We start from the raw sequence: 21,679 nt of genomic DNA, 5'->3' as shown, positions 1-21,679 counted from the left end.
GACATGGTAAAAGTACAAGTCAAACACCTAACCAAAGTTTTTGGGAAAAGAAGTCAGGCCGCTTTAAAAATGGTACAAGAAGGCCGTCCTAAAACAGAAATAGTTGAAAAAACAGGTGCAACAGTTGGTGTTTATGATGCCAATTTTGATGTTAACGAAGGTGAAATTTTCGTTATTATGGGATTATCTGGAAGTGGTAAGTCAACATTAATTCGATTAATTAATCGTTTAATTGAGCCAACTTCAGGTGATATATATATTGATGGAAAAGATGTATCTAAAATGGATAAAGATGAGTTAAGAGAAGTGAGACGTTTGAAAATGAGTATGGTGTTTCAAAACTTTGGTCTCTTTCCACATCGTACTATTTTAGAAAATACTGAATTTGGTTTAGAAGTTCGTGGTGTTCCAAAAGAAGAAAGAACAAAATTAGCTGAAAAAGCATTAGAAAATTCAGGTTTGATTGCTTTTAAAGATCAATTTCCTAGTCAATTATCTGGTGGGATGCAGCAAAGGGTAGGTCTAGCAAGAGCTTTAGCTAATGACCCTGAAATCTTATTAATGGATGAGGCATTTTCAGCATTAGATCCATTAATCAGAAGAGAGATGCAAGATGAGTTGATTGATTTACAGGCCAACGTCCAAAAAACAATTATCTTTATTACTCATGATTTAAATGAAGCTTTGCGTATTGGGGATCGAATTGCCTTAATGAAAGATGGGCAAATCATGCAGATTGGTACAGGGGAAGAAATTTTAACAAATCCAGCTAACGATTATGTTAGAGAATTTGTTGAAGATGTTGACCGTTCTAAAGTGTTAACAGCAAGCAATATTATGGTTCCAGCTTTAACAACTAATATTGAATTAGATGGACCAAACGTTGCATTACAAAGAATGAAAACAGAAGAAGTTAGTATGCTTCTTGCCGTTGATAAAAAGCGTCAGCTTAGAGGTTATATTACAGCTGATGAAGCCCATAGAGCAAGAAAGCGTGGATTAACGTTAGAAGAGGTAATGATTGAAGAAATTAACCCAATTTCTAAAGACATGTTAGTAAGTGACATTTTTAATGTGATTTACGACTCACCAATGCCTCTTGCCGTTGTTGAAAATGACCGTCTATTAGGAGTTGTTATTAGAGGACGCGTGATTGAAGCTTTAGCAGGATCTACTGATATCAGTGAAGATGAGGGGGAAAATGTAAATGCCTAGTTATCTATTAATGGCTCAATTACCAATTGCAGATTGGGTAGAAGCTCTAACTGATTGGATGACAAATACATTCTCAGGTTTATTCTCATTCTTTCAAGTAATTGGTCAGACAATTATGGATGGAATCACAAATGGTTTACTAGTCATTCCACCACTTTTATTTATTGGTTTAATAACTATTGCCGCATATTTTATTTCGAATCGAAAATGGGGATTACCTGCGTTTTCTTTAGTGGGGTTACTCTTTATTTTAAATCAAGGTTTATGGTCAGATTTAATGAGTACTTTAACTTTAGTATTAATTTCGAGTGTTGTTTCTATAGTAATTGGGGTTCCTTTAGGAATTTTAATGGCAAAAAGTGAAACAGCTCAAAAAATTATTACGCCTATTTTAGACTTTATGCAGACGATGCCAGGATTTGTTTATTTAATTCCTGCTGTTGCTTTCTTTGGAATTGGAATGGTTCCAGGAGTTTTTGCGTCAGTGATATTTGCTTTACCTCCAACAGTTAGATTTACAAATCTAGGAATTAGACAAGTGCCTACAGAATTAGTTGAGGCATCTGACTCATTTGGTGGAACAGGTTGGCAAAAATTATTTAAATTAGAATTACCTCTAGCTAAAAGTACTATCTTAGCTGGTGTTAACCAAACAACTATGTTATCACTATCAATGGTTGTTACAGCTTCAATGATTGGTGCACCTGGTTTAGGTCGAGGTGTCTTATCGGCTCTACAAAGAGCGCAAGTTGGTAATGGTTTTGTTAACGGTGTAGCGTTAGTTATTTTAGCAATTATTGTTGACCGTTTTACTCAAAATATTAACAAACCTAACCAACTAAAAACTAAAAAAACAAATAGTGTTAATCAAAAACGAAAAGTGATTGGTATTGTATCAATTGGTTTGTTAATTTTTGGTGGATTAGGTATTGCCTCTTTATTTAGTAAAGACGATAGTAAAGGAACTGTTAATTTAGCTTATGTTGAGTGGGACTCAGAAGTTGCTTCAACAAACGTTGTTGCAGAAGTTTTACGACAAATGGGTTATAAAGTAAATACAACGCCTTTAGATAATGCCATTATGTGGGAGTCGATTGTTAGTGGTGAATCTGATGCGATGGTATCAGCTTGGTTACCTAAAACTCATGCTCCCCAACTTCAACAATATGAATCATCTGTTGAAGATTTAGGACCTAATTTAAAAGGTGCTAAGATAGGTCTTGTAGTTCCAAGTTACATGGATGCTAATAGTATTGAGGATTTAACTGATGAAGCAGGTCAAGTAATCACAGGTATTGAACCTGGTGCAGGGACAATGACTCTTGCAGAAGATACAGTAAAATCTTATCCTAATTTGTCAGGTTGGGAAGTTCAATCGTCTTCATCAGGAGCAATGGTTGTTGCATTAGACCAAGCGATTAAAAATAAAGAACCAATTGTTGTAACAGGTTGGTCACCTCACTGGAAGTTTTCAAAATATGATTTAAAATACTTAGAAGACCCTAAAAAAACAATGGGTGAGTCAGAATCAATTCATACAATGGCTCGCTTAGGATTAAAAGATGATATGCCAGAAGCTTATCAAGTATTAGATAATTTTAACTGGACAGTAGAAGATATTGAATCAGTTATGCTTGATATTAATGCTGGAATGACGCCACAAGAAGCTTCTCAAAAATGGATTGAAGCTAATCCGGATAAAGTTGCTGAGTGGAAAAAATAATAGAAAACAGAGAATGAAAGAGAGGTTGATTAAAAAATCAACCTCCTTTTTTAATTATTCATCTGAAAAGTTATCATTATAAAGTTCAGTACTATGAACATCAATGTTAGCCACTTCGGGTTTTGAAGCAAATTTATTAATGGCTTTAGGGGTTCCTGAAAGATAGACGCCATTAATTTTGACGCCATTTTCCTTTGTCTCAGTTAAAATCTTTTTAAGTAACTCTGGAGAATAAAAGCTTTCTTGTTTTTCTAAAAGATCTTGATTATCAGTAACATAAGCTAAAGAGGATAAAAAGTGGTCTTCTAAAGCTTGACTTTGATTATTAATTTCTTGATGCGTAGGAGCTCCTGGGAATAAATTAGGATAAGTTTTATTTAAAGACAACAGATATGGGTCGTTTCTCCCAATTTTATCCTCTAGTATTTGGAATGTCCCAAACCAGTCAATTCCTAAACTAATATCCTCAGTATTTGAAACACTTAACCAATTCAGACGATAATTAGATTCAGAAGGGTAGGTTTCAGATTCTAAGAACGTTAAGGTATCTTTAATACTTAAAGGTTTTTTAAAACTTAAAGCTACATTTAAAAGACTGCTATCAGGTAAAGCTTGAATTTTTTCTAGACGCTTAGTTTTAAAAGCTTCGTACATAGAATCGTCAGAAGAAGATTCAAAATGTATTAGAAGAGGTGCTGTGTCATTATGAGGAGGTTCATTAGTGACAATGGTTTTCCCTCGTTTAATCGAATAGTTGAAATTAGGATTAGAAAAATTAGATTGAGCTGTTGAAAGAGCTGATGAGTAACCTTTTTCAACTTGATAAGATCCAGGGCCTGTGTTTTCACTAGTAACATAAGCTAACCGTAAATAAGGTTGTGTTAATTCAGTATAAACAGCGCTAACTAAGTTAAATTCTGGAATAGTAGCATTTTTTTGTTTGTCATTTGGATTAAAATAAAAATGATTCATTAACGGTGTAATGACAAGAAAAATAGTTAACAATAAACCAATCAAGCAAGTGAAAATTAATAGGACTAATTTCCCTATTTTTCGATTAACTTGTTTTTTTATTTTATCTGTATCTACTGATTCAAAGTCTAATTCTAATTGATTAAGTGGTGATTCGTCTTTTAAAGCCTGTTCTTGTAATAAATTAAATTCTTCTACTTTTTCTTTTATTAATTCTATTTCTTCTTCTGTTGCAGTTTGATTGTTGTATTTATGAAGTAATTCTTTTAAATTAGAGTTCATTTTCTAGCATCTCCTTTAATTGATTTCGACTACGGTGTAAGTAAACTCGGACTTGATTCACTGAAATCCCTAAGTAGTGACCGATATCTTTGGTTGGCCATTCAAGAAAATAAAAAAGTAAGGTAATCTCTTTATAAGGATACTTTAGTTGATCAATGCCATTATAAAGAGCTTGATGTTTTTCTTTTATTAATAAGGGAGTATCGGTTTGGGTATTGCTCACTAAAGTAAAGTTATCAAGAGGAGAGAAGGACCATCTTTTTTTCTTCCGTTCTTGATCAATAAACTTATTTTTTACCACATGAAATAGCCAAAATTTAATGTGAGAAGGGAATGTTTCCTGCATGGATAACTGATAAAAAGCATCACTTACCAGTTCTTCGGCATCAGACTTATTTTTAGTGAAAGAAAGAGCGTAAAATAAGAGCTCTTTAGCATAGAGCTGATAAAGTTTTTCTAATTCAGTTGATTCCATCTTTTCCCTCCTTTCACTAAAGATACGTTTGAGTGATTAAAAGATTACACTTTAATTGAGATAAATTAAGTTTAGTAGGTATTATGATATAATGAAACCATTATTTTAGGGATTTGAAGAAAAAAGGTGGTCGGTAAAAATGATTAGAAGTGTTAAAAAAGAAGATTATAAAAAAGTAGAAGAGTTAATTGTTGAAGCATTTTCTCAAAGTGAACATGGCTATAATGGTGAAGTCGATATTGTAAAAAAAGTAAGAGAGCTGCCTGACTATTCAGAGGAATTAGAATTAGTTTATTTAGAAGACGGAGAAATAGTAGGTCATGCTTTACTAAGTTCAACTTGGATTTTAGACAAGGAAAAAAATGTAATCAAAGAAGGTTTAGTTTTAGCACCCATATCAGTTATCCCAGGTAAACAAGGACAAGGAATCGGTGGCAAGTTGATTGAAGCGTTAGAACAGCTAACAACAGGCAAAATTGCCTTTATTAGTATTTTAGGTAACCCATTGTATTATGGTCGTTTCGGTTATAAAAGTGCAAGTGAGTACAGTGTGAAAGCTCCTTTTGATGTGCCAGAAAAGTACTTTATGATAAAAGAACTAAGTGTAGATGAGTTACTGAATAGTGAGGGAACTTTAAAATATAATCAAGCCTTTGATTAAAATGATGAGAGGACGTTAAATAAGTTTTAGCTTATCTAACGTCCTCTTATTTTGAGTAAATTGTATTTAGTTTAAGTGCATTGGATAAGTTAGATAATTAGGTGTTTCTAATTGATCTGCTGTTACAAAACCACTAGGAGCGCTCAATAAAGTTGGAATGCGGTTCACAACTGTAGCACAAGTATGAGCTACAGTATCTGGTTTGCTTAAAGAGAAAATCATGTCAGGTTCACCAGTGATTTCCCAATCACACATATCCCCATCTGAGTCTCTGTAGACTTTACCAATACATTCTACTTCAAGTTCAATCCCTTGATAAGTTTTGATGGTTGTTACAGCTGACATACCAGTGGCATCCCCTGCAGGAATAACGCGGCCAAGTGTTTCAGAAAAAATATCTTCTTCTAGAATAAATGGGACACTTTTTTGTGAAATTTCTTTAATAGTCCAGTTCATTTTATTACAAATACCTTCAGCAGCATTCCACATGTAAGAAGGTAAACTTTCAGCCTGAGCAATTTCATTTTCGAATTTATTTAAGTCGTATCCAGCTCCATGCGCCTCAGCTAAAGCTAACCCGTAATCTTCAACATTGTAGCTAACAGCTCCTTTGATTTTTCTGATGTTATTCATTCCAGCAACCATTAGGCTAGGCATATTAATCCAGTAGATATCTTGCATACCACTACCTGTAATAGTAACGTTGTTTTCTTTTGCTAATTTATCTAGTTTATTTGTTTCCATTGGAGATGTATTCCAAGGATAGATAGCTTCTTCACAAGTCGTGATAACATTAACACCATTTTTAAGAGCCAGCTCGAAAAATTCATACATTTCAGGCATGTAACTAAAGATAGTAATAATGGCTACATCCGCATCACAGTTTTCAAATACTTCAGCAGCATTGTCAGAAATTTTAACACCTGTTTTATAACCTAAACCTGCAAAATCACCGATATCTTTTCCTATAACAGCAGGATTCTTATCAATTGCTCCAACAACTTCTGCTCCATGATCAACGAGATACTTAATCATAGTTTCTGCCATTTTACCGCAACCAAATTGAATTACCTTTGTTTTACTTGTCATGAAAATCTCTCCATTTCTCATTGTTATGTTTTTCACAATTATAGTATAATGTCTATAGTAACTATAGAGTCAAGAGGGGTACTTGAAAAGAAAGGAGCTATAATAAAATGAATGACTTAATAAAGATTGGAGAATTTGCAAAATTAAATCATATTAGTATTCAAACCTTACGTTATTATGAAAAAATAGGTTTGATTGAACCAATAAAGATAGATGAATTAACAAACTATCGTTATTATAATTTAATGCAATCAGCTATTTTGGATATGATTTTATTCTTAAAAGATTTGGATTTTTCATTGATTGAAATTAAAGATATTTTAGAAAAACAAGATAATGTAGACTTTTTACAAGAAAAATTATTGGAACAACAAGTAGAATTAGAGAAAAAATCTTCAGCTATTCAAATAAAAATTTCTCAAATGGAACTATTTAGGGAAGCTACTAGTATCTATGAAAATCAAACAACTTCTAGAGACTTACAAGTAATTAAATTACCTGACAGGCCAATTATTAAGTATAGAATTCCTAAAAATATTTATCAAATGACACCAGAAGAATATGAATATTATTTGAGAGATTTTAAATTATTTTTATCAGAAAAATATCCTAATGTCCCGTCGTGTAGTCGGATAGGTTCTTTGATGGATCGAAGTTTGTTTTATACTGAAAGTATTTATTCCGATGAGCTATTTGTTTTTTTCTCAAATCCATCTAAAAAAAGAGATAAAACTACTCAAATAAAAGCGATAGATTGTTTAAAAGGTGGCTACTATGCCGTGGCTTATTGCGATGATTTTGCTAAAGAGGCAGAAATGATTCATGAATTCAGAGATAAAATTAAGAAACAAGGACTAGAAATTACAGGAAATTATATTTGTGAGATAATTTATGAAGTCCCAAAATTACATCAAGCCAAACGAAATATGTTTATTAGAATGCAAGTGCCAGTTAGAAAAAAGATAAGGTGGGATAGACTTGAAAAAAGAGCAACTTGAAACATTAATGAGAGTAATTGGACCAGAAAAAAAGTATTTATCAGATGGATATTACCGAATTAGAGAAGTAGACGAGAACCGAAAAGAATTAGCCTTTTTAAAGCCTGATGGATGTGGGACAACAACAGTGACACCACAAATTACAATTGAAAAACAGGGGGATAACTGGTTACCAATAAAATTTATTGATATGGGGAGTTCTCCAACAAAAATGTTAATTAGAGATGAAAAAACAGAACAGTTACTTGATGAAGAATTAGTTATTCTAGTTGAAAAAATGTTGAGTGCTTTAAAAAAATAAATAAAAACATTCTCTTATGAGAGTGTTTTTTTATCTAAGTCATTTGTATTATCTTACTTATAGAATAATTAAATGACATGAAGAGAAATAAATATGTTATTTTATAGTCTAATATTAACTAATGATTAAAATAAAATGAATAAAACCCTTTACAATTTAATTTTTATATAGTAAATTGTAGAAGTTAAGTGAAAAGCGAACAAAACAAAACGAAGGAAAGGAGAATGACTCATGTTAACTATTAACTTTAACAATCAAAAAAATGTGAATAGAAAATTAATGAATCAGCATACTCCTTATTCGGTAACTGTCAAAATTTAGAGGTCTTTTTGTGTGGATAAAAATACCCTTAGTATCTAAATTTGATGCTTTTGAATAATAAATGTACCAACCGGTAAATTGTGGAGCAGTAGGATTCGACAATTTATGGGTTTTTTTGTGCGCTTTTTTACGACCAAACAAGAGAAATAGCTCTTGTTTTAGAAGGTGAGGAATAAAATTTATGTTAAAAATGTTTTGGAATTATATAAAAAAACATCCTGTTGCTTACGGGATAGCTACTTTTTTTGCGTTATTATCATCTGCATTAGCAATCGTACCGAATTTAATGATTCAACGATTTATTGATGCGATTGTTGCTAATACGCTAGTAAAAGATAATATTGGCAATTATTTATTAGTCTTTTTTATTAGTATTGTGTGCATTTATATTGTGGACGTGATTTGGGTGATTACCTTATTTGGTCAGTCATATCATTACCAATCATCACTACGTTCTCAAGTCTATAAAAAGTTATTACACTTGCGAACACCCTTTTATGAACGATTCCGTTCAGGAGATTTAATGACAAGGATGACAAGTGACATTGATTATTTAGGAGACACGATTGGTTACGGCTTTATGCTAATTGTCTCAAATGTGACTTGGACAATAAGTGTCCTAACTATCATGATTGCTACAACTTCTTGGCAAGCATCATTAGTGAGCGTATTACCACTGATATTATTTGGTTTTATTGTATTTAAATTATGGGCTAAAATCGATGTCCTTTACGAGGATAACCGCGACACAGTAGCTAAATTAAGTAACGAAGTTCTTGAAATGGTTGATGGGGTACGTGTGATGCGTGCTTATGGTAAAAAAGAACTAGAACAAGAAAGGTTTCAAAAAAGAACCTCTCAAGTATTAGAAAAAGCGAATAATCTTGTTATTTATAATGGAGCTATTGGTCAAATTGCTAAGTTATTAACAGGATTAAGTATGGGAATTGGTTTGACTTTTAGTGGTTATTTAGTGAGTCAAGGGTCAATGACTTTAGGGCAATTAATTGCCTTTCAGATTTATTTAGGAATGCTAAGTGGTGCTGTTTGGGGATTGTCTGATATTGTCCTTGTTTACCAACAAGGAAATGTGTCCTTTAGAAAAATTGAAGAGTTACTAAATGCAGATGATACTCTTGAAAAAAATGGACACACACCAGTTGAAAAAATTAATCAAATTGAGTTTAAAGATTATGTCTTTAAATACCCAACTGGAGATCAAGTGACCCTTAAAAAAATTGATTTTGAGTTAAAACGAGGAGAAACGTTAGGAATTGTTGGTAAAACTGGTAGTGGAAAAACCACATTAGTTAAACAATTATTACGTCAATATCCTGTTGGAGAAACCGGTGCTATCCGAATTAATGGTCTAAATATTCAAGACTATGATGTGAAAGGGTTAGAAGGTTTAATTGGTTATGTGCCACAAGAGCATATTCTATTTTCTAAAACAGTTGGTCACAACATTCGATTTGGTAACTTTACAGCAACTGAAATGGATATGAGTGAAGCGATTGAATCAGCTGATTTTTCAAAAGATGTTGATAGAATGTCAGAAGGATTAGAGACGTTAATTGGTGAAAAAGGTGTGTCTATTTCTGGAGGACAAAAGCAAAGGGTATCTATTGCGCGAGCATTGATTAGACAACCTGATTTGTTAGTGTTAGATGATTCTTTATCAGCAGTTGACGCTAAAACAGAACGTGCCATTATTGATAATATCCGAGAGATTCGTCAGGATAAAACAAACGTCATCGTGACACATAGACTATCAGCTGTAGCTGAAGCAGACAAAGTAATTGTGTTAGAAGATGGTGTTATTACAGAGATGGGAACACCAATAGAATTATTAAATAATAAGGGTTGGTATTACAATCAATACATGACACAACAAATGGAGGTGAAGGAAAATGAAAACATTTAATCGTTTATTAACTTATTTTAAATATGAGCCATTGAAATATGCTATTGGTATTGTCTTATCATTTGTTTCTGCTATGACGGCTATCTATGCTCCCTTAGTTGGAAAAGAAATGATTGATTATGTCTCAAACCAAATGGCTTCTCAAAGTCCAGTTGAAATGAGTTTCTTATTTCAAAAGTTTGGTTGGTTTATGTTAGTCACGTTATTTAGTAGTCTTTGTGGCTATGGTAGTTTCTTATTGTTATCTTATGCCTCAAATGGTGTCAGTAAAAAACTAAGAGATGAGGCCTTTGCTCATATGCAGCGATTACCTATTTCTTATTTCGATGATAAACCAGCAGGAAAAATATCAGCTAGAATTGTTAATGATGTTGAGTTGTTAAGAACTAACTTTTATTTAAACTTTAGTAATATGGTGATTATCAACGTCTTAACCGTTATTGCTATTTATATAGCATTATTTTTAGTAAGTCCTCAAATTGGAACAGGTCTGTTATTTTTATTACCTTTCTTTGCCACCTGGCAGTGGATTTATATAAAATTAGCAGCTCCTATTAATAAAAGATGGCGTGAAAGCGTGAGTGAGTTGAACAGTCACACAGCTGAGATTGTTCAAGGTGTGTCAATTGTGCAACTTTATCATCAAGAAGATAACATGTTAGCTGAATTTGAAGAAACTAATAAAGAATGGCTAGATACACGAATTAAAGCGATTCGTTTAGATGGTAGTTTATCTTGGGACTTCTCAACGTTCATTAAAAACTTAGTGATGTTTGCTGTTTTAATGTATTTAGGAACTCAATTTGTAGATGGGTTGTTAGGCTTTTCAATTGGAACGATTTACGTGATTATTAATTATATTAATCATTTATTTGATCCAATTTTAAATTTAGTTCGTATGATGTCGACTATTCAGCAAGCATTATCAGGTGGTAAACGTGTTTTTGAATTATTAGATGAAACACCAGAAGCTGACTCTGATAAGAAAATCGAATTTAAACAAGGAGATGTTATATTTAATAACGTTTCATTTGGCTATAATCCAGAAATCCCTGTGTTGAAGCAAATTAATTTTTCAGCAAAAAAAGGCGAAACGATTGGTTTAGTAGGACATACTGGTTCTGGTAAAAGCTCGATTATTAACTTGTTATTTAGATTCTATGACCCTCAAAAAGGACAAGTATTGATTGATGGACAGCCACTTGTTGAGTATAGTCGCGAAAGTATTCGTGATCATATGGGAATCGTTCTTCAAGAACCTTATTTATTTAGTGGAACGGTGGCTAGTAACGTCAGTATGAATGATCCTCGTATCACGGATAAAATGGTGGAAGAAGCTTTAGAAAAAGTGGGTGGTAGAGAATTAATTGCTAAACTACCTAAAGGTATTCATGAGCCAGTAGTTGAAAAAGGTCAGTCATTCTCGTCAGGTGAGAGACAGTTGATTGCTTTTGCTAGAACTTTAGCAAGTGATCCGAAAATCTTAATTTTGGATGAAGCAACCTCTCATATTGATACAGAAACAGAAGAAATTATTCAACATGCCATGGAAGTGGTAAAAGAAGGTCGGACAACGTTTATCATTGCTCACCGTTTATCGACAATTCAAAACGCGAATCAAATTTTAGTTCTTGATAATGGTGAGATTAAAGAACAAGGAACACATGAAAGTTTATTATCAATGGATAATTACTATGCAGAGATGTATAAACTCCAAGCTAAGGTATCAGCTTAGGTAGAAAAATAAAAGGTTGTAACGTAAGGCTATAAGCTAACGTTACAACCTTTTTTTGGTTGAGTTATTCTTTTTTATGAATATTTATAAAAAAACTATTGCTATTTTTGTATATATGCATTATTATTCATTCTAACGTGAATATTTGAATATTTATTTAAAGGGGGAGTTACATGGATAATCTGATGTTTTTAGGGATGGTAATGGATTTTAGCAAGATGGTTAAATGGATACCAACCTTTATAGATGGCGCAATTGTAACGATTGTCTTGTCTTTACTAACTGTGTTTTTAGGGTCGTTTATAGGCCTCTTAGCAACATTTTTACAACAATCACCAAAGAAAGGATTAAGAGCCATAGCGAATATTTATACACAAGTTATTCGTGGGACACCTTTATTAGTTCAACTTTATATTTGGTTGTATGGTTTTCCGTTGATTGGTTTGACTTTACCTGAATTACCTTTTTTAGGAGACGTTTATGGAACGAGAGAGTTTTTAACTGCTGTTGTTGCTTTGTCGATTAATTCAGGGGCTTATATTTGTGAGTTACTTCGTGGTGGTCTTGAGTCGATTGATAAAGGTCAAATGGAGGCAGGCCGTTCTTTGGGATTAAGTCGTAAAGAAACCATGAAAGCCATTATTATTCCACAGGCTATTCGAGTGGTATTACCAGGATTAGGAAATGAGTTTATTGCCATGATTAAAGAATCATCTATTGTTTCAGTTGTGGGGATTTTTGATGTGATGTATACCAGTAACATTGTAAAAGCGGCAACCTATTCGATTTTTGAGCCATTAATTATTGTTGCTATTATTTATTTTTTATTAACGTACAGCTTAACAAAAATGATGAAACAACTGGAAAAGAGGTTAAGTGTTTATGATTGAGACAATTGATTTAAAGAAAAGTTACGGTGAACTTGCTGTATTAAAAGGAATATCAACAGAAATCAAAAAAGGGGAAACAGTAGCGATTATAGGGCCATCAGGATCTGGTAAGTCTACTTTCTTAAGATGTCTGAATTTAATGGAGATGCCAACCGAGGGTGATGTTTTATTTAAGGGGATGTCACTACTTGAAAAAAGTACTAAAGAAGCTGATGTGGATCAAATCAGACAGGAAATCGGTATGGTGTTTCAGCATTTTAATTTATTTCCGAATATGACGGTGTTAGAAAATATTATACTGGCTCCTTTGAAACTTAAAAATAAATCCAAAGAAGAAGCAATAGTGCAAGCTGAGGCGTTACTTAAAAAAGTAGGACTTTTAGATAAAAGAGATGTGTACCCAAACAAATTATCAGGTGGACAAAAACAACGTGTTGCCATCGCGAGAAGTTTAGCCATGGAACCTGAAGTGATGCTTTTTGATGAACCAACGTCGGCCCTTGATCCTGAGATGGTAAAGGAAGTTTTATTAGTCATCCAAGAATTAGCAGAAAGTGGTTTAACGACTGTCATTGTTACTCATGAAATGAATTTTGCCAAACGAGTTGCTAGTCGTATTTTATTTATTGATAAGGGAGTCATTGTTGAAGAAGGAACACCAGTAGCCCTTTTTGAAACGCCACAACAAAAAAGAACGAAAGACTTTTTAGAACAAATTACATTTTGAAAGAGGAGATGTTCAGATGAAAAAAATAATGACAATAGGGATAGTTGGTGCCCTAAGTTTGATACTTTTTAGTGCTTGTGGGAAGAGTGGGAAAGCATCTAGTAACACTCAAGAAGAAGGACAACTAGGAAAAATAAAAAAAGCAGGGAAACTTGTGTTAGGAACATCACCTGATTTTCCACCAGCAGAGTTTTATGTTTTAAAGGATGGAAAAAAAGAAATAGTTGGTAGTGATGTTGCCTTAGCCCAAGCAATTGCAGATGAAATAGGAGTTAAATTAGAAATCAAGCCAACTGATTTTAATGGGGTATTAGCCAATATTCAGACAGGCAGTGTTGACCTAGGGATTGCTTCTTTTGTAGGAACAGATGAAAGAAGTAAAGTAATGGATTTTTCAGAAGGTTATCAACAAGAAGTATCTGATGGTTTTCAAGGCGTTTTAATGAAAAAAGACAATGCTAAAAAATATAAAGATTTAGAGGAGTTAAAATTAGCAAAAGTTACTGTTGGTGCACAAGCAGCTTCTATTCAGTATGAGTTAGCCACAATTTTAACAGATGAGAAAAAAATTAAGCAATATGGGACAATGGATGCTGCAATTTTAGCTTTAAATTCAGGGGATGTTGAAGCCTTAACGGTTTCAACATCAAGTGCAGTACCAATGCTTGAAAGTTTTCCGGATTTAGAGATATTACCTCAAGAAAGTTTTGATTTAGATACAGCTGATAAATACTCAAAAAATGTTATTGGTTTTCCAAAAAAAAATGACAATCAGGAATTAATTGAAATAGCTAATAAAGTTATTAAAGAAAATCTAGATAATGGCACATTTGATAAGTGGCGTGAAGAATATAAAAAAATGTCAGTCGACGCAGTTGAATAGAAGAAAGAAGGAAAAAGAATGACTTATAAAGAAACCTTACTTAATAAAATAGAAGCGAATATTGACGGATATATGGAACTAGTTCAGATTATGTATGATAATCCGGAAATTGGAAATGAAGAGTTTGAAACTATGGCACTGTTAGTTAATTACTTAGAAAAAGTTGGTTTTGAAACAACATCTGGTTACGTGGTACCTACGGGCTTTTTAGGAGAGTATGATACAGGTAAAAAAGGGCCAACTATTGCGGTTATGTGTGAATACGATGCGTTACCAGAAGTTGGTCATGGTTGCGGGCATAATTTGATTGCTGGTATTGGTGTGGCAACAGGTGAAGCTGTTAAAGAAATTATGAATGAGTTTGGTGGTAAATTATTAGTTGTTGGAACACCAGCTGAGGAGAACTTTGGTGGAAAGGTTAGCATGTCAGAAGCTGGCGTATTTGATGATGTAGATGTTGCCTTAATGGTTCACCCTGGTAGTAAAAATGGTGTGGGAGGTCGTTCAACGGCTCTGAATCCAATTAAATTTGAATTTTTTGGAACCAATGCTCATGCATGTAAACCACAAAATGGTGCTTCAGCTCTGGACGCAGCTGTAATGAGTTATTTACAAATTAACTTACTACGTCAATTTGTTAATCAGAACACATTTATTCACGGAGTTATTAAAGACGGTGGTGAGGCAGCTAATGTTATCCCAGCTTATGCCTCTTTAGAATATTATTTTAGAGCACCAACTATGGGTTATGCTAAAGAAGTGACTGAAAAAGCAATTAAAGCAGTAGATGCTATTTGTCAGGCAAATAATGTTACCTATAAGACATCTGTTTACGAATGTCCTTATGAAGACACCGTGATTAATTACAAACTAGCTGATATTTTAACCGAAAAATATACAGAACTTGGCCTAACGGATATTCAGCCAGTTGAAGAAATAGCAGGTGGTTCAACAGATGTTGGGGCAGTGAGTTATCGATGTCCAACGATTCAAGGGAATATTAAGATATGCGGAGAAGAAGTTAGTGGACATACTGTAGAGATGGCTCAAGCAACTATTTCAGAAGAAGGGCGTATGGGATTGATCAAAGCAGCTCAGGGTTTATCCTTAACCATTTTAGAGTTATTAGAAAATCCAAAATTATTAAAAGAAGTGAAAAAAGAATTTGATGAATTTAAAGCATCAAATAAATAAAAAGTTATTACTTTAATATGGTAACAGCACTAATTTTAAGTAAGCAATTCATTGGGAATAGAAGTTATAATCGGGTATACTTTATATAAACTTACTTTTTGGAAGGAGATTATATAATGGGATTATTAGTTGATGGCGTTTGGCATAATGAATGGTATGATACCAAAAGCACAGGAGGTCGTTTTGTCAGAAAAGAATCTCAATTTAGAAATTGGATCACCCCTGATGGAAGTGCTGGACCAACAGGTGAGGCTGGATTTAAAGCAGAACCTAATCGCTATCATTTATATGTGTCATACGCTTGTCCATGGGCAAGTCGTGCATTGATAATGCGAAAACTAAAAGGGCTTGAAGAAATGATATCTCTTTCAGTTGTGAATCACTATATGGGAGAAAATGGTTGGAGTTTTGCTGAAGGTAAGGACATGATACCTGATCCGATTATTCAAGCTGAATTTATGCATCAAATTTATACGCATGTGGAGCCAACTTATACAGGTCGTGTGACTGTTCCTGTTTTATATGATAAAAAAACCAACAAAATTGTGAACAATGAATCTTCAGAAATTATGCGTATGCTAAATACAGCTTTTGATGAAGTTGGAGCACAACCAGGTGATTTTTACCCTAAAGAGTTACGTTCTGAGATTGATGAGATGAATGAAAAAGTGTATCAAACTATTAACAATGGGGTTTATAAAGCTGGATTTGCAACAGAACAAAAGGTGTATGATGAAGAAGTTACTAAATTATTTAATGCTCTTGATGAGTTGGAACAACACTTAGAAAATCGAAAGTATTTAGTTGGAGATACATTAACGGAAGCAGACTGGCGTTTATTTGTTACTTTAGTTAGATTTGATACTGCTTATTATGGTCATTTTAAATGTAATATCCGTGAGTTAAGAGAATACCCTAATTTATGGCGATACACAAGAGAACTATATAATTACCCAGGAATTAAAGAGACAGTGAATTTTTACCATATCAAACATCATTATTATGAAAGCCATCCGTCAGTGAATCCAACAGGTATTGTACCAGCTGGACCTGAATTAGACTGGAGTATTTAAAAAATGAGGGAGACTAAAAAGTCTTCCTCATTTTTTTATGTTCTTGGTCTAGGATCGGTAAAGTAAAGCATATCTTCTCGGTATTTTTTCAAAGCTTTATGCCACATAGGTTGTGTTTCCATGACACATGTATCCCCATTTAGGACTTTACCAACTTGGTACTCAGTTCCTTCATCTAAAAGATTTAGAATTCTATCATAGCGTTGTTCAAACCCATTAAAATCATGACGTAACACGTTCATTTCAATAGAAGTGCCATCTTCTTGAATGATTTCATAATCATAATTTTCAGTAAATAGATACTCAGGGAGTACCATTTCTTCCACAGCATGCATGGTTGTATTACGTTGGAAGGGAGCTCCTAACATCACAATTTTCCCACCACGACGATAAGCTTCACTAAGTGGTGAATTAACCCCCACTGGAGAATGGTCTTTGTAATGATGCTTAGCAAACTCTTCAGCATCTTTTCCCCAAACAGCTAAACTATGAGTGGGATGTAAACTTCTGAAAACATCACTAGACAAGCGCATACTTTCAGGGATAACACCAATGCAGACAGGAGTATTAACAACATCAAAAAGACGATTATCAATATCAACATTTTTGTAACTAAAGGTTGGGATAATTAAGGTACCCTCAGTGACTGTTTCTTTTAGTGCTTCAATAACAGCTTCTGGTCCGCCTTCGATTTGGTCATCGCCTCTTAAGCCATTATAAGAGGAGTGAACGACAATAATATCATCTTTTTTTATACCTAATTGGCGCAGGTCTTGAATGATTTGTTTTGGATTTAACATAGTAATCTCCTTTTTTATTCCTCATATAAGAATATAAATTTTGATGGGGTAGAAAGTGATTCTGAAAAATGATAGTTAGGATGGTCAAATTGTTTAATATCATCTAATTGAGTAACGTTTTTTTCTGCTAAAAAACGAACCATCTCACCACGAGCCATTTTAGCTAAAGTAGCTTTTACTTTAGGTTTACCGTCAATTAATTGAGCGAACGAAACTTCAATTAGTTGGTCGTTCTCTTTCAAATAAGGTTGAATGGCTTTTGAATATTCTTTTGAAGCTAAGTTAATGATAGGTCCCTTATCAAATTCTAAAGCATCATATAATTTTTTTGACCAGAACTGATACAGATTATTACTTTCTCCAACTGCTAGAGGGGCCTGCATTTCTAAACGATAGGGAATAATGCCGTCAAAAGGCTTTAAGACGCCGTAAAACCCTGACAAAATCCGTAAATGTTGTTGAATATAATTTAATGCAGGTTCTGTTAATAAGTCAGGAGCCATGTATTGGTATTGAAGGCCTTTGTAACTCATAACAGCAGGAGAAGTTCCGTTGTCTAAATTAGCATGATTGATTCGTTCGAAGTTTTCTTGTGCCAATTTATCATTACACTTCCACAATGCTTTGGCTTCTTCATAAGAAAGTTTTTTTAGTTCTATCAATATTTCTTTTGCTTCAGTTAAAAATAATGGCGTGGTTTCAGGAAAGAAAAAATCCTGTTCCGTCACCATTTGTTTAGTGGGTGAAATAATTATTTTCATATATGTACCGCCTTTTTTGTTCTCTATCTATTCTAGCTTACAAATCGATTAAGGTGAAGTAAGAGTTAAGAGTAATTCTATTTTTAAGATAAATAGTCTCGCGGTGTTTTTTGATATTCTCTTTTAAAGTGCGTATTAAATGTTCTAACGCTAGGAAATCCTGATTGTAAGGCTATGTCTGAAATTTTACCTTCAGTTGTTCGCAATAAATCAAGGGCATGTGCTAAACGTAATCTAGTCAAGTATTGGTGAAATGAAATTCCCATATGTTTTGAGAAATAATGGGATAAATAGAAATGGTCATATCCTAAATCAAAAGCCACTTGCTTCAAAGTTAAAGGTTCCAGATACCTGCGTCCAATATAATCTATTAAATGAGTGGTTAAATCATTAGTTGTTATTTTTTGATCATGGAAAATAACCTGTTCTTGAAAAGAGCTACATATCATTAATAAGAAGCCCTGTACTTTTAATTCATTAGGTAAAAAATACTTCATGTCTTTAAAATAATCTTTTTCTAAATCACTTAAAGTAAATACATGAGTTTTAGGTAATAGGTCTTTTGTTTGTTTTAAAAAGGGTGAAATCCAGTTTGGTGAAAATACCAAGCAATCAAAAGTTGATTGTTTAGTTGTCTGATAGCCATGGATCTCGTTAGATAGCAACAAGGCACACTGGCCGGCTGTTAATACCTCTGTTTTGTCTGGTTGATTAATTAATAATTCTCCTTCAATTAGGTGAATAAATTCAATTGCCCGATGGTAATGTAGGGGATAACTAAAATTATTAAATCTAAATAATTCGATATGAGATTCTTTAGCAAAGTGTTCAATTTGATAGTCCACTAGGATTCTCCTGACATAGCAATTTTCTACTATAATAGCACATTTAATTGCTATAACAAGCTGTTTTTATTTGCTAAAATTTGATTAATAAAAGATTTATCAAAATAATGATGACAATTTTATACTATAAAAATTGAAAGTAGGATTGACGATGACAAGAGATTTATTGGCATTACAAAAGGAATTTGTAAATTTGAGAAATGGTGTCTTTATTCATTTTAATAGTGCAACAGAACAATTCAATGATTCTGATGTGAAAGATTGGGATTACGGAATCACAGACGCAAATGATCCTAAACGTCATGTATTTGAACCTATTAGTTGGAATCCTAACCAATTAGACTGTAAGGAATGGGCAGCTGTTGCTAAGTCAGGAAAGGCTAATTTCGCAGCTTTGACAGCCAAGCATCATGAAGGTTTTTGTTTATGGCCAACTGAAACAACTAATCACTGTGTTTCTAATGCTTCTTTCAAAGAAGATGTCGTTAAAGAGTATTTAGAACAATTTCGAAAAGCTGATATTTTACCAGGATTGTATTTTTCTATGCTGGATTTACATCACGGTATTACAGAGAAAAAATGTACCTTAGAAGATAAAGAGTTTATCAAAAAGCAGTTAAAAGAATTATTAACAAATTACGGAGCGATTCCTTTTATTATTTTTGATGGTTGGCAAGCACCTTGGGGTGGACCGAGCTATGAAAACTTAGGATTTGAAGAGATTGATACTTTTATTAAATCACTACAACCAGAGTGCTTAGTCATGAATATTGGTAGTGGTGAAGATATCAATACAACAGATATTATTTTTTACGAAAATGCAGCAGGGCAAGATGCAGAGGAAAGTTTTGTAGGTCCAGGAGCGAGCTGTAATATCTACACAGATACATGGTTTTGGAGAAAAAGTCATCCTGAAAGTGAATTGAAGCCAGTATCTTGGGCAGTTGAAAAAGTTAAAAGTAATAACACTCAAAATATTAGTTTTTTAATGAATATCTCTCCCAATAAATTTGGAAAAGTGGATTCCAATTTAATTAGTCGTTTTAAAGAATTTGGTAAAAAGTATGAAGAGCCCTCTCAATTAGAAGAATTACCTAAAAACTGGTTGATTCGTCAATCATAAATCAATTAGAAAGAATAAGTTAAAAGCTTATTCTTTTTTTGTAATTAAAGAACTATTTTAATTATAAAATGTTTTTTGTTCGTTTTTAAGATTGAAAATAATCATGAAAATTGTTATGATAACTACGTAAGAAAAACCATATAATTCTAGAAATAGGGTCTAGAAGTTTCTACAAGTTACCCGTAAAGTAACTTACTATGGCAAAGGAATCTCTTCCTTCTGTCATTAAAATGGCTTTTTTTAACAACAAAAGGGGAAGAGAGATAAATAATGAAACAAAAAATGGATGATTTTTTTGGAATTACTAAGTCAGGTTCAACAATTAAAACAGAAATAACAGGTGGATTTACGGCCTTTCTAGCAATGTCTTATGTGATTTTTGTTAACCCAATTATTTTAGGACAAGCAGGTATGCCACAAGATGCTGTCTTTATGTCGACAATTATTTCGTCAGCCGTTGCCATGTTAATTATGGGATTATGGGCGAGATTTCCACTAGGATTAGCTCCTTGTATGTCAATGAATGCTTTTTTTGCTTATTCGGTTGTTCTGCAAATGGGGAAAACATGGCAAGAAGCATTAGCCAGTGTATTAGTTGCATCAGTATTATTCCTTATTTTAGCTTTATCAGGAGCAAGATCTAAAATTATTAAGGCGATTCCAATGACTGTAAAAAATGCAGGAACTGTTGGATTAGGTATCTTTATAGCGTTTGTTAGTTTTAAAAACTCAGGTATCATTGTACCTGATGAGGGAATGTTTATTACTTTTGGTGGTTTCCATAATCCAAATGTCTTAATTGCTTTCTTTGGTATTTTAACAGCTGCTTTTTTCTTAGTTCGTAAAAATCAATATGCTGTCTTCTTAGGAATGATAGGAGCAGCCCTTTGTGGTTTATTTATTCGTTTTGGCGCATCAATGGAATGGTTTAATTTAGCACCAGAAGTTGTGGCAACTCTACCTCAATTACCACAAGGGTCACCAGTAGTTATTCCAACAGAGCCAATGAATGCCATGATGAATGAAACATTTATGGTTGCTTTTAAAAATTTAGATAAAATGTTATCAATGGATTCAATTATTGTTATTTTAACTTTCTTATTCTTAGATTTTTTTGGAACAGCAACGACTCTTTCAGCGGCAGCTACTCAAGTTTCAGATATTAAAAGAGAAAATTTTGAAGATAACAAACGTATCTACAGTGCAGATGCTTTAGGAACATTTTTTGGTTCTATTTTTGGAACATCAAGTTTATCAACATATATTGAATCTGTATCAGGCATTATCGCCGGAGCAAGAACAGGCTTGATGAGTGTGGTAGTGGCTATTTTATTCTTACTATCAGCCTTTTTCTATCCAATGTTGTCATTAGTAACAGCAGCAGTCACAACACCAGCAATGGTTGTTATCGGAATTTTTATGATGCAAAATATTACTAAAATCAAATGGAATGAAGGATTTGAGGATGTTATTCCTGCCTTTTTAACGATTGTGATGATGCCATTAACTGGCTCAATCGCTTTAGGTTTAGTACTTGGATTTTTATCGTATGAGATTTGTATGATATTTGCAGGACGTACGAAAGAAATACCAACAGTGATGCATTTTATTACATTAATATCTATTGCCTATCTGTTTACAGTTTGATGAAAGAAAGCCTGTCGTAAACACGATAGGCTTTCTTTGT

The 21,679-nt window shown here is 33.3% G+C and carries 20 protein-coding genes and 1 riboswitch; of the genes, 14 read left to right on the top strand and 6 right to left on the bottom strand.

Features of this window, described 5'->3' with window-relative positions; translation table 11 throughout:
- The first annotated feature begins 3 nt into the window (after positions 1–3).
- On the top strand, positions 4–1,215 hold the full coding sequence (locus tag ACODH8_RS06300; protein ID WP_332466430.1) for a glycine betaine/L-proline ABC transporter ATP-binding protein: 1,212 nt from the start codon (positions 4–6) through the stop codon (positions 1,213–1,215).
- A complete protein-coding gene (locus ACODH8_RS06295) occupies positions 1,208–2,938 on the top strand; it encodes an ABC transporter permease/substrate binding protein (protein WP_332466429.1) in 1,731 nt (576 codons plus the stop codon). Before ACODH8_RS06300 ends, ACODH8_RS06295 begins: the two co-directional genes overlap by 8 nt.
- A 54-nt stretch (positions 2,939–2,992) precedes the next feature.
- On the opposite strand, the gene ACODH8_RS06290 is transcribed toward ACODH8_RS06295, so the two are convergent.
- Together ACODH8_RS06290 and ACODH8_RS06285 are read right to left on the bottom strand one after the other, a co-directional pair.
- Complete coding sequence (locus ACODH8_RS06290) at positions 2,993–4,192, bottom strand: anti sigma factor C-terminal domain-containing protein (protein ID WP_332466428.1); 1,200 nt, start codon at positions 4,190–4,192, stop codon at positions 2,993–2,995.
- Positions 4,182–4,667, bottom strand: a complete 486-nt coding sequence (locus ACODH8_RS06285; RefSeq protein ID WP_332466427.1) for a sigma-70 family RNA polymerase sigma factor — start codon at positions 4,665–4,667, stop codon at positions 4,182–4,184. The genes ACODH8_RS06290 and ACODH8_RS06285 overlap by 11 nt, the downstream gene beginning before the upstream one ends.
- Before the next feature lie 139 nt (positions 4,668–4,806).
- Between ACODH8_RS06285 and ACODH8_RS06280 the strand changes: the two genes are divergently transcribed.
- The gene (locus tag ACODH8_RS06280; RefSeq protein WP_332466426.1) at positions 4,807–5,328 is read left to right on the top strand and encodes an N-acetyltransferase; all 522 of its coding nucleotides are present in this window, start codon (positions 4,807–4,809) and stop codon (positions 5,326–5,328) included.
- A 66-nt stretch (positions 5,329–5,394) separates the two neighbouring features.
- Here ACODH8_RS06280 and ACODH8_RS06275 read toward each other — a convergent pair whose 3' ends face one another.
- A complete protein-coding gene (locus tag ACODH8_RS06275) occupies positions 5,395–6,417 on the bottom strand; it encodes a dihydrodipicolinate reductase (protein ID WP_420517639.1) in 1,023 nt (340 codons plus the stop codon).
- A gap of 107 nt (positions 6,418–6,524) precedes the next feature.
- On the opposite strand from ACODH8_RS06275, the gene ACODH8_RS06270 reads away from it, so the two are divergent.
- The 9 genes from ACODH8_RS06270 (at position 6,525) to ACODH8_RS06230 (ending at position 16,463) form a co-directional block, all read left to right on the top strand.
- Positions 6,525–7,415 (top strand): MerR family transcriptional regulator, encoded by an 891-nt coding sequence (locus ACODH8_RS06270; RefSeq protein ID WP_332466424.1) that lies wholly within the window; start codon positions 6,525–6,527, stop codon positions 7,413–7,415.
- Positions 7,396–7,716: a hypothetical protein gene (locus tag ACODH8_RS06265; protein ID WP_332466423.1), complete on the top strand. Its 321-nt coding sequence runs from the start codon at positions 7,396–7,398 to the stop codon at positions 7,714–7,716. The genes ACODH8_RS06270 and ACODH8_RS06265 overlap by 20 nt, the downstream gene beginning before the upstream one ends.
- Before the next feature lie 502 nt (positions 7,717–8,218).
- Positions 8,219–9,961: an ABC transporter ATP-binding protein gene (locus ACODH8_RS06260; protein WP_332466422.1), complete on the top strand. Its 1,743-nt coding sequence runs from the start codon at positions 8,219–8,221 to the stop codon at positions 9,959–9,961.
- Complete coding sequence (locus ACODH8_RS06255) at positions 9,948–11,696, top strand: ABC transporter ATP-binding protein (protein ID WP_332466420.1); 1,749 nt, start codon at positions 9,948–9,950, stop codon at positions 11,694–11,696. The genes ACODH8_RS06260 and ACODH8_RS06255 overlap by 14 nt, the downstream gene beginning before the upstream one ends.
- A gap of 173 nt (positions 11,697–11,869) precedes the next feature.
- The gene (locus ACODH8_RS06250; protein ID WP_332466419.1) at positions 11,870–12,586 is read left to right on the top strand and encodes an amino acid ABC transporter permease; all 717 of its coding nucleotides are present in this window, start codon (positions 11,870–11,872) and stop codon (positions 12,584–12,586) included.
- Positions 12,579–13,313 carry an amino acid ABC transporter ATP-binding protein gene (locus ACODH8_RS06245; RefSeq protein WP_332466418.1) on the top strand — a complete coding sequence of 245 codons (735 nt, stop codon included), beginning with the start codon at positions 12,579–12,581 and terminating at the stop codon, positions 13,311–13,313. Before ACODH8_RS06250 ends, ACODH8_RS06245 begins: the two co-directional genes overlap by 8 nt.
- Positions 13,314–13,329: 16 nt before the next feature.
- Positions 13,330–14,196, top strand: coding sequence for a transporter substrate-binding domain-containing protein (locus tag ACODH8_RS06240; protein ID WP_332466417.1), 867 nt, complete (start codon positions 13,330–13,332; stop codon positions 14,194–14,196).
- An 18-nt stretch (positions 14,197–14,214) separates the two neighbouring features.
- On the top strand, positions 14,215–15,390 hold the full coding sequence (locus ACODH8_RS06235) for a M20 family metallopeptidase (protein WP_332466416.1): 1,176 nt from the start codon (positions 14,215–14,217) through the stop codon (positions 15,388–15,390).
- A 116-nt stretch (positions 15,391–15,506) separates the two neighbouring features.
- On the top strand, positions 15,507–16,463 hold the full coding sequence (locus ACODH8_RS06230) for a glutathione S-transferase family protein (protein WP_332466415.1): 957 nt from the start codon (positions 15,507–15,509) through the stop codon (positions 16,461–16,463).
- Positions 16,464–16,498: 35 nt separating this feature from the next.
- Here the strand turns inward: ACODH8_RS06230 and ACODH8_RS06225 are convergent, their stop codons facing one another.
- The 3 genes from ACODH8_RS06225 to ACODH8_RS06215 all read right to left on the bottom strand — a co-directional run bounded on the left by ACODH8_RS06225 (position 16,499) and on the right by ACODH8_RS06215 (position 18,869).
- The gene (locus ACODH8_RS06225) at positions 16,499–17,263 is read right to left on the bottom strand and encodes an AAC(3) family N-acetyltransferase (RefSeq protein WP_332466414.1); all 765 of its coding nucleotides are present in this window, start codon (positions 17,261–17,263) and stop codon (positions 16,499–16,501) included.
- A 14-nt stretch (positions 17,264–17,277) separates the two neighbouring features.
- Entirely contained in the window at positions 17,278–18,024 is a 747-nt protein-coding gene (gene yaaA / locus ACODH8_RS06220) for a peroxide stress protein YaaA (protein WP_332466413.1), read from the bottom strand.
- 83 nt (positions 18,025–18,107) lie between these two features.
- Entirely contained in the window at positions 18,108–18,869 is a 762-nt protein-coding gene (locus tag ACODH8_RS06215; RefSeq protein WP_332466412.1) for an AraC family transcriptional regulator, read from the bottom strand.
- Between the two features lie 151 nt (positions 18,870–19,020).
- Between ACODH8_RS06215 and ACODH8_RS06210 the strand changes: the two genes are divergently transcribed.
- Both ACODH8_RS06210 and ACODH8_RS06205 read left to right on the top strand, forming a co-directional pair.
- Positions 19,021–19,992: an alpha-L-fucosidase gene (locus tag ACODH8_RS06210; RefSeq protein WP_332466411.1), complete on the top strand. Its 972-nt coding sequence runs from the start codon at positions 19,021–19,023 to the stop codon at positions 19,990–19,992.
- A 116-nt stretch (positions 19,993–20,108) separates the two neighbouring features.
- Positions 20,109–20,210, top strand: a riboswitch (purine riboswitch).
- A 52-nt stretch (positions 20,211–20,262) separates the two neighbouring features.
- Complete coding sequence (locus ACODH8_RS06205) at positions 20,263–21,639, top strand: NCS2 family permease (RefSeq protein ID WP_332466410.1); 1,377 nt, start codon at positions 20,263–20,265, stop codon at positions 21,637–21,639.
- Positions 21,640–21,679: the final 40 nt, after the last annotated feature.

It is taken from the genome of Vagococcus fluvialis (genome assembly GCF_048815235.1).
Taxonomy (GTDB): Bacteria; Bacillota; Bacilli; order Lactobacillales; family Vagococcaceae; genus Vagococcus.
The sequence above is the reverse complement of the archived record's forward strand: the minus strand, read 5'-3'. Positions and strand labels throughout refer to the sequence as shown.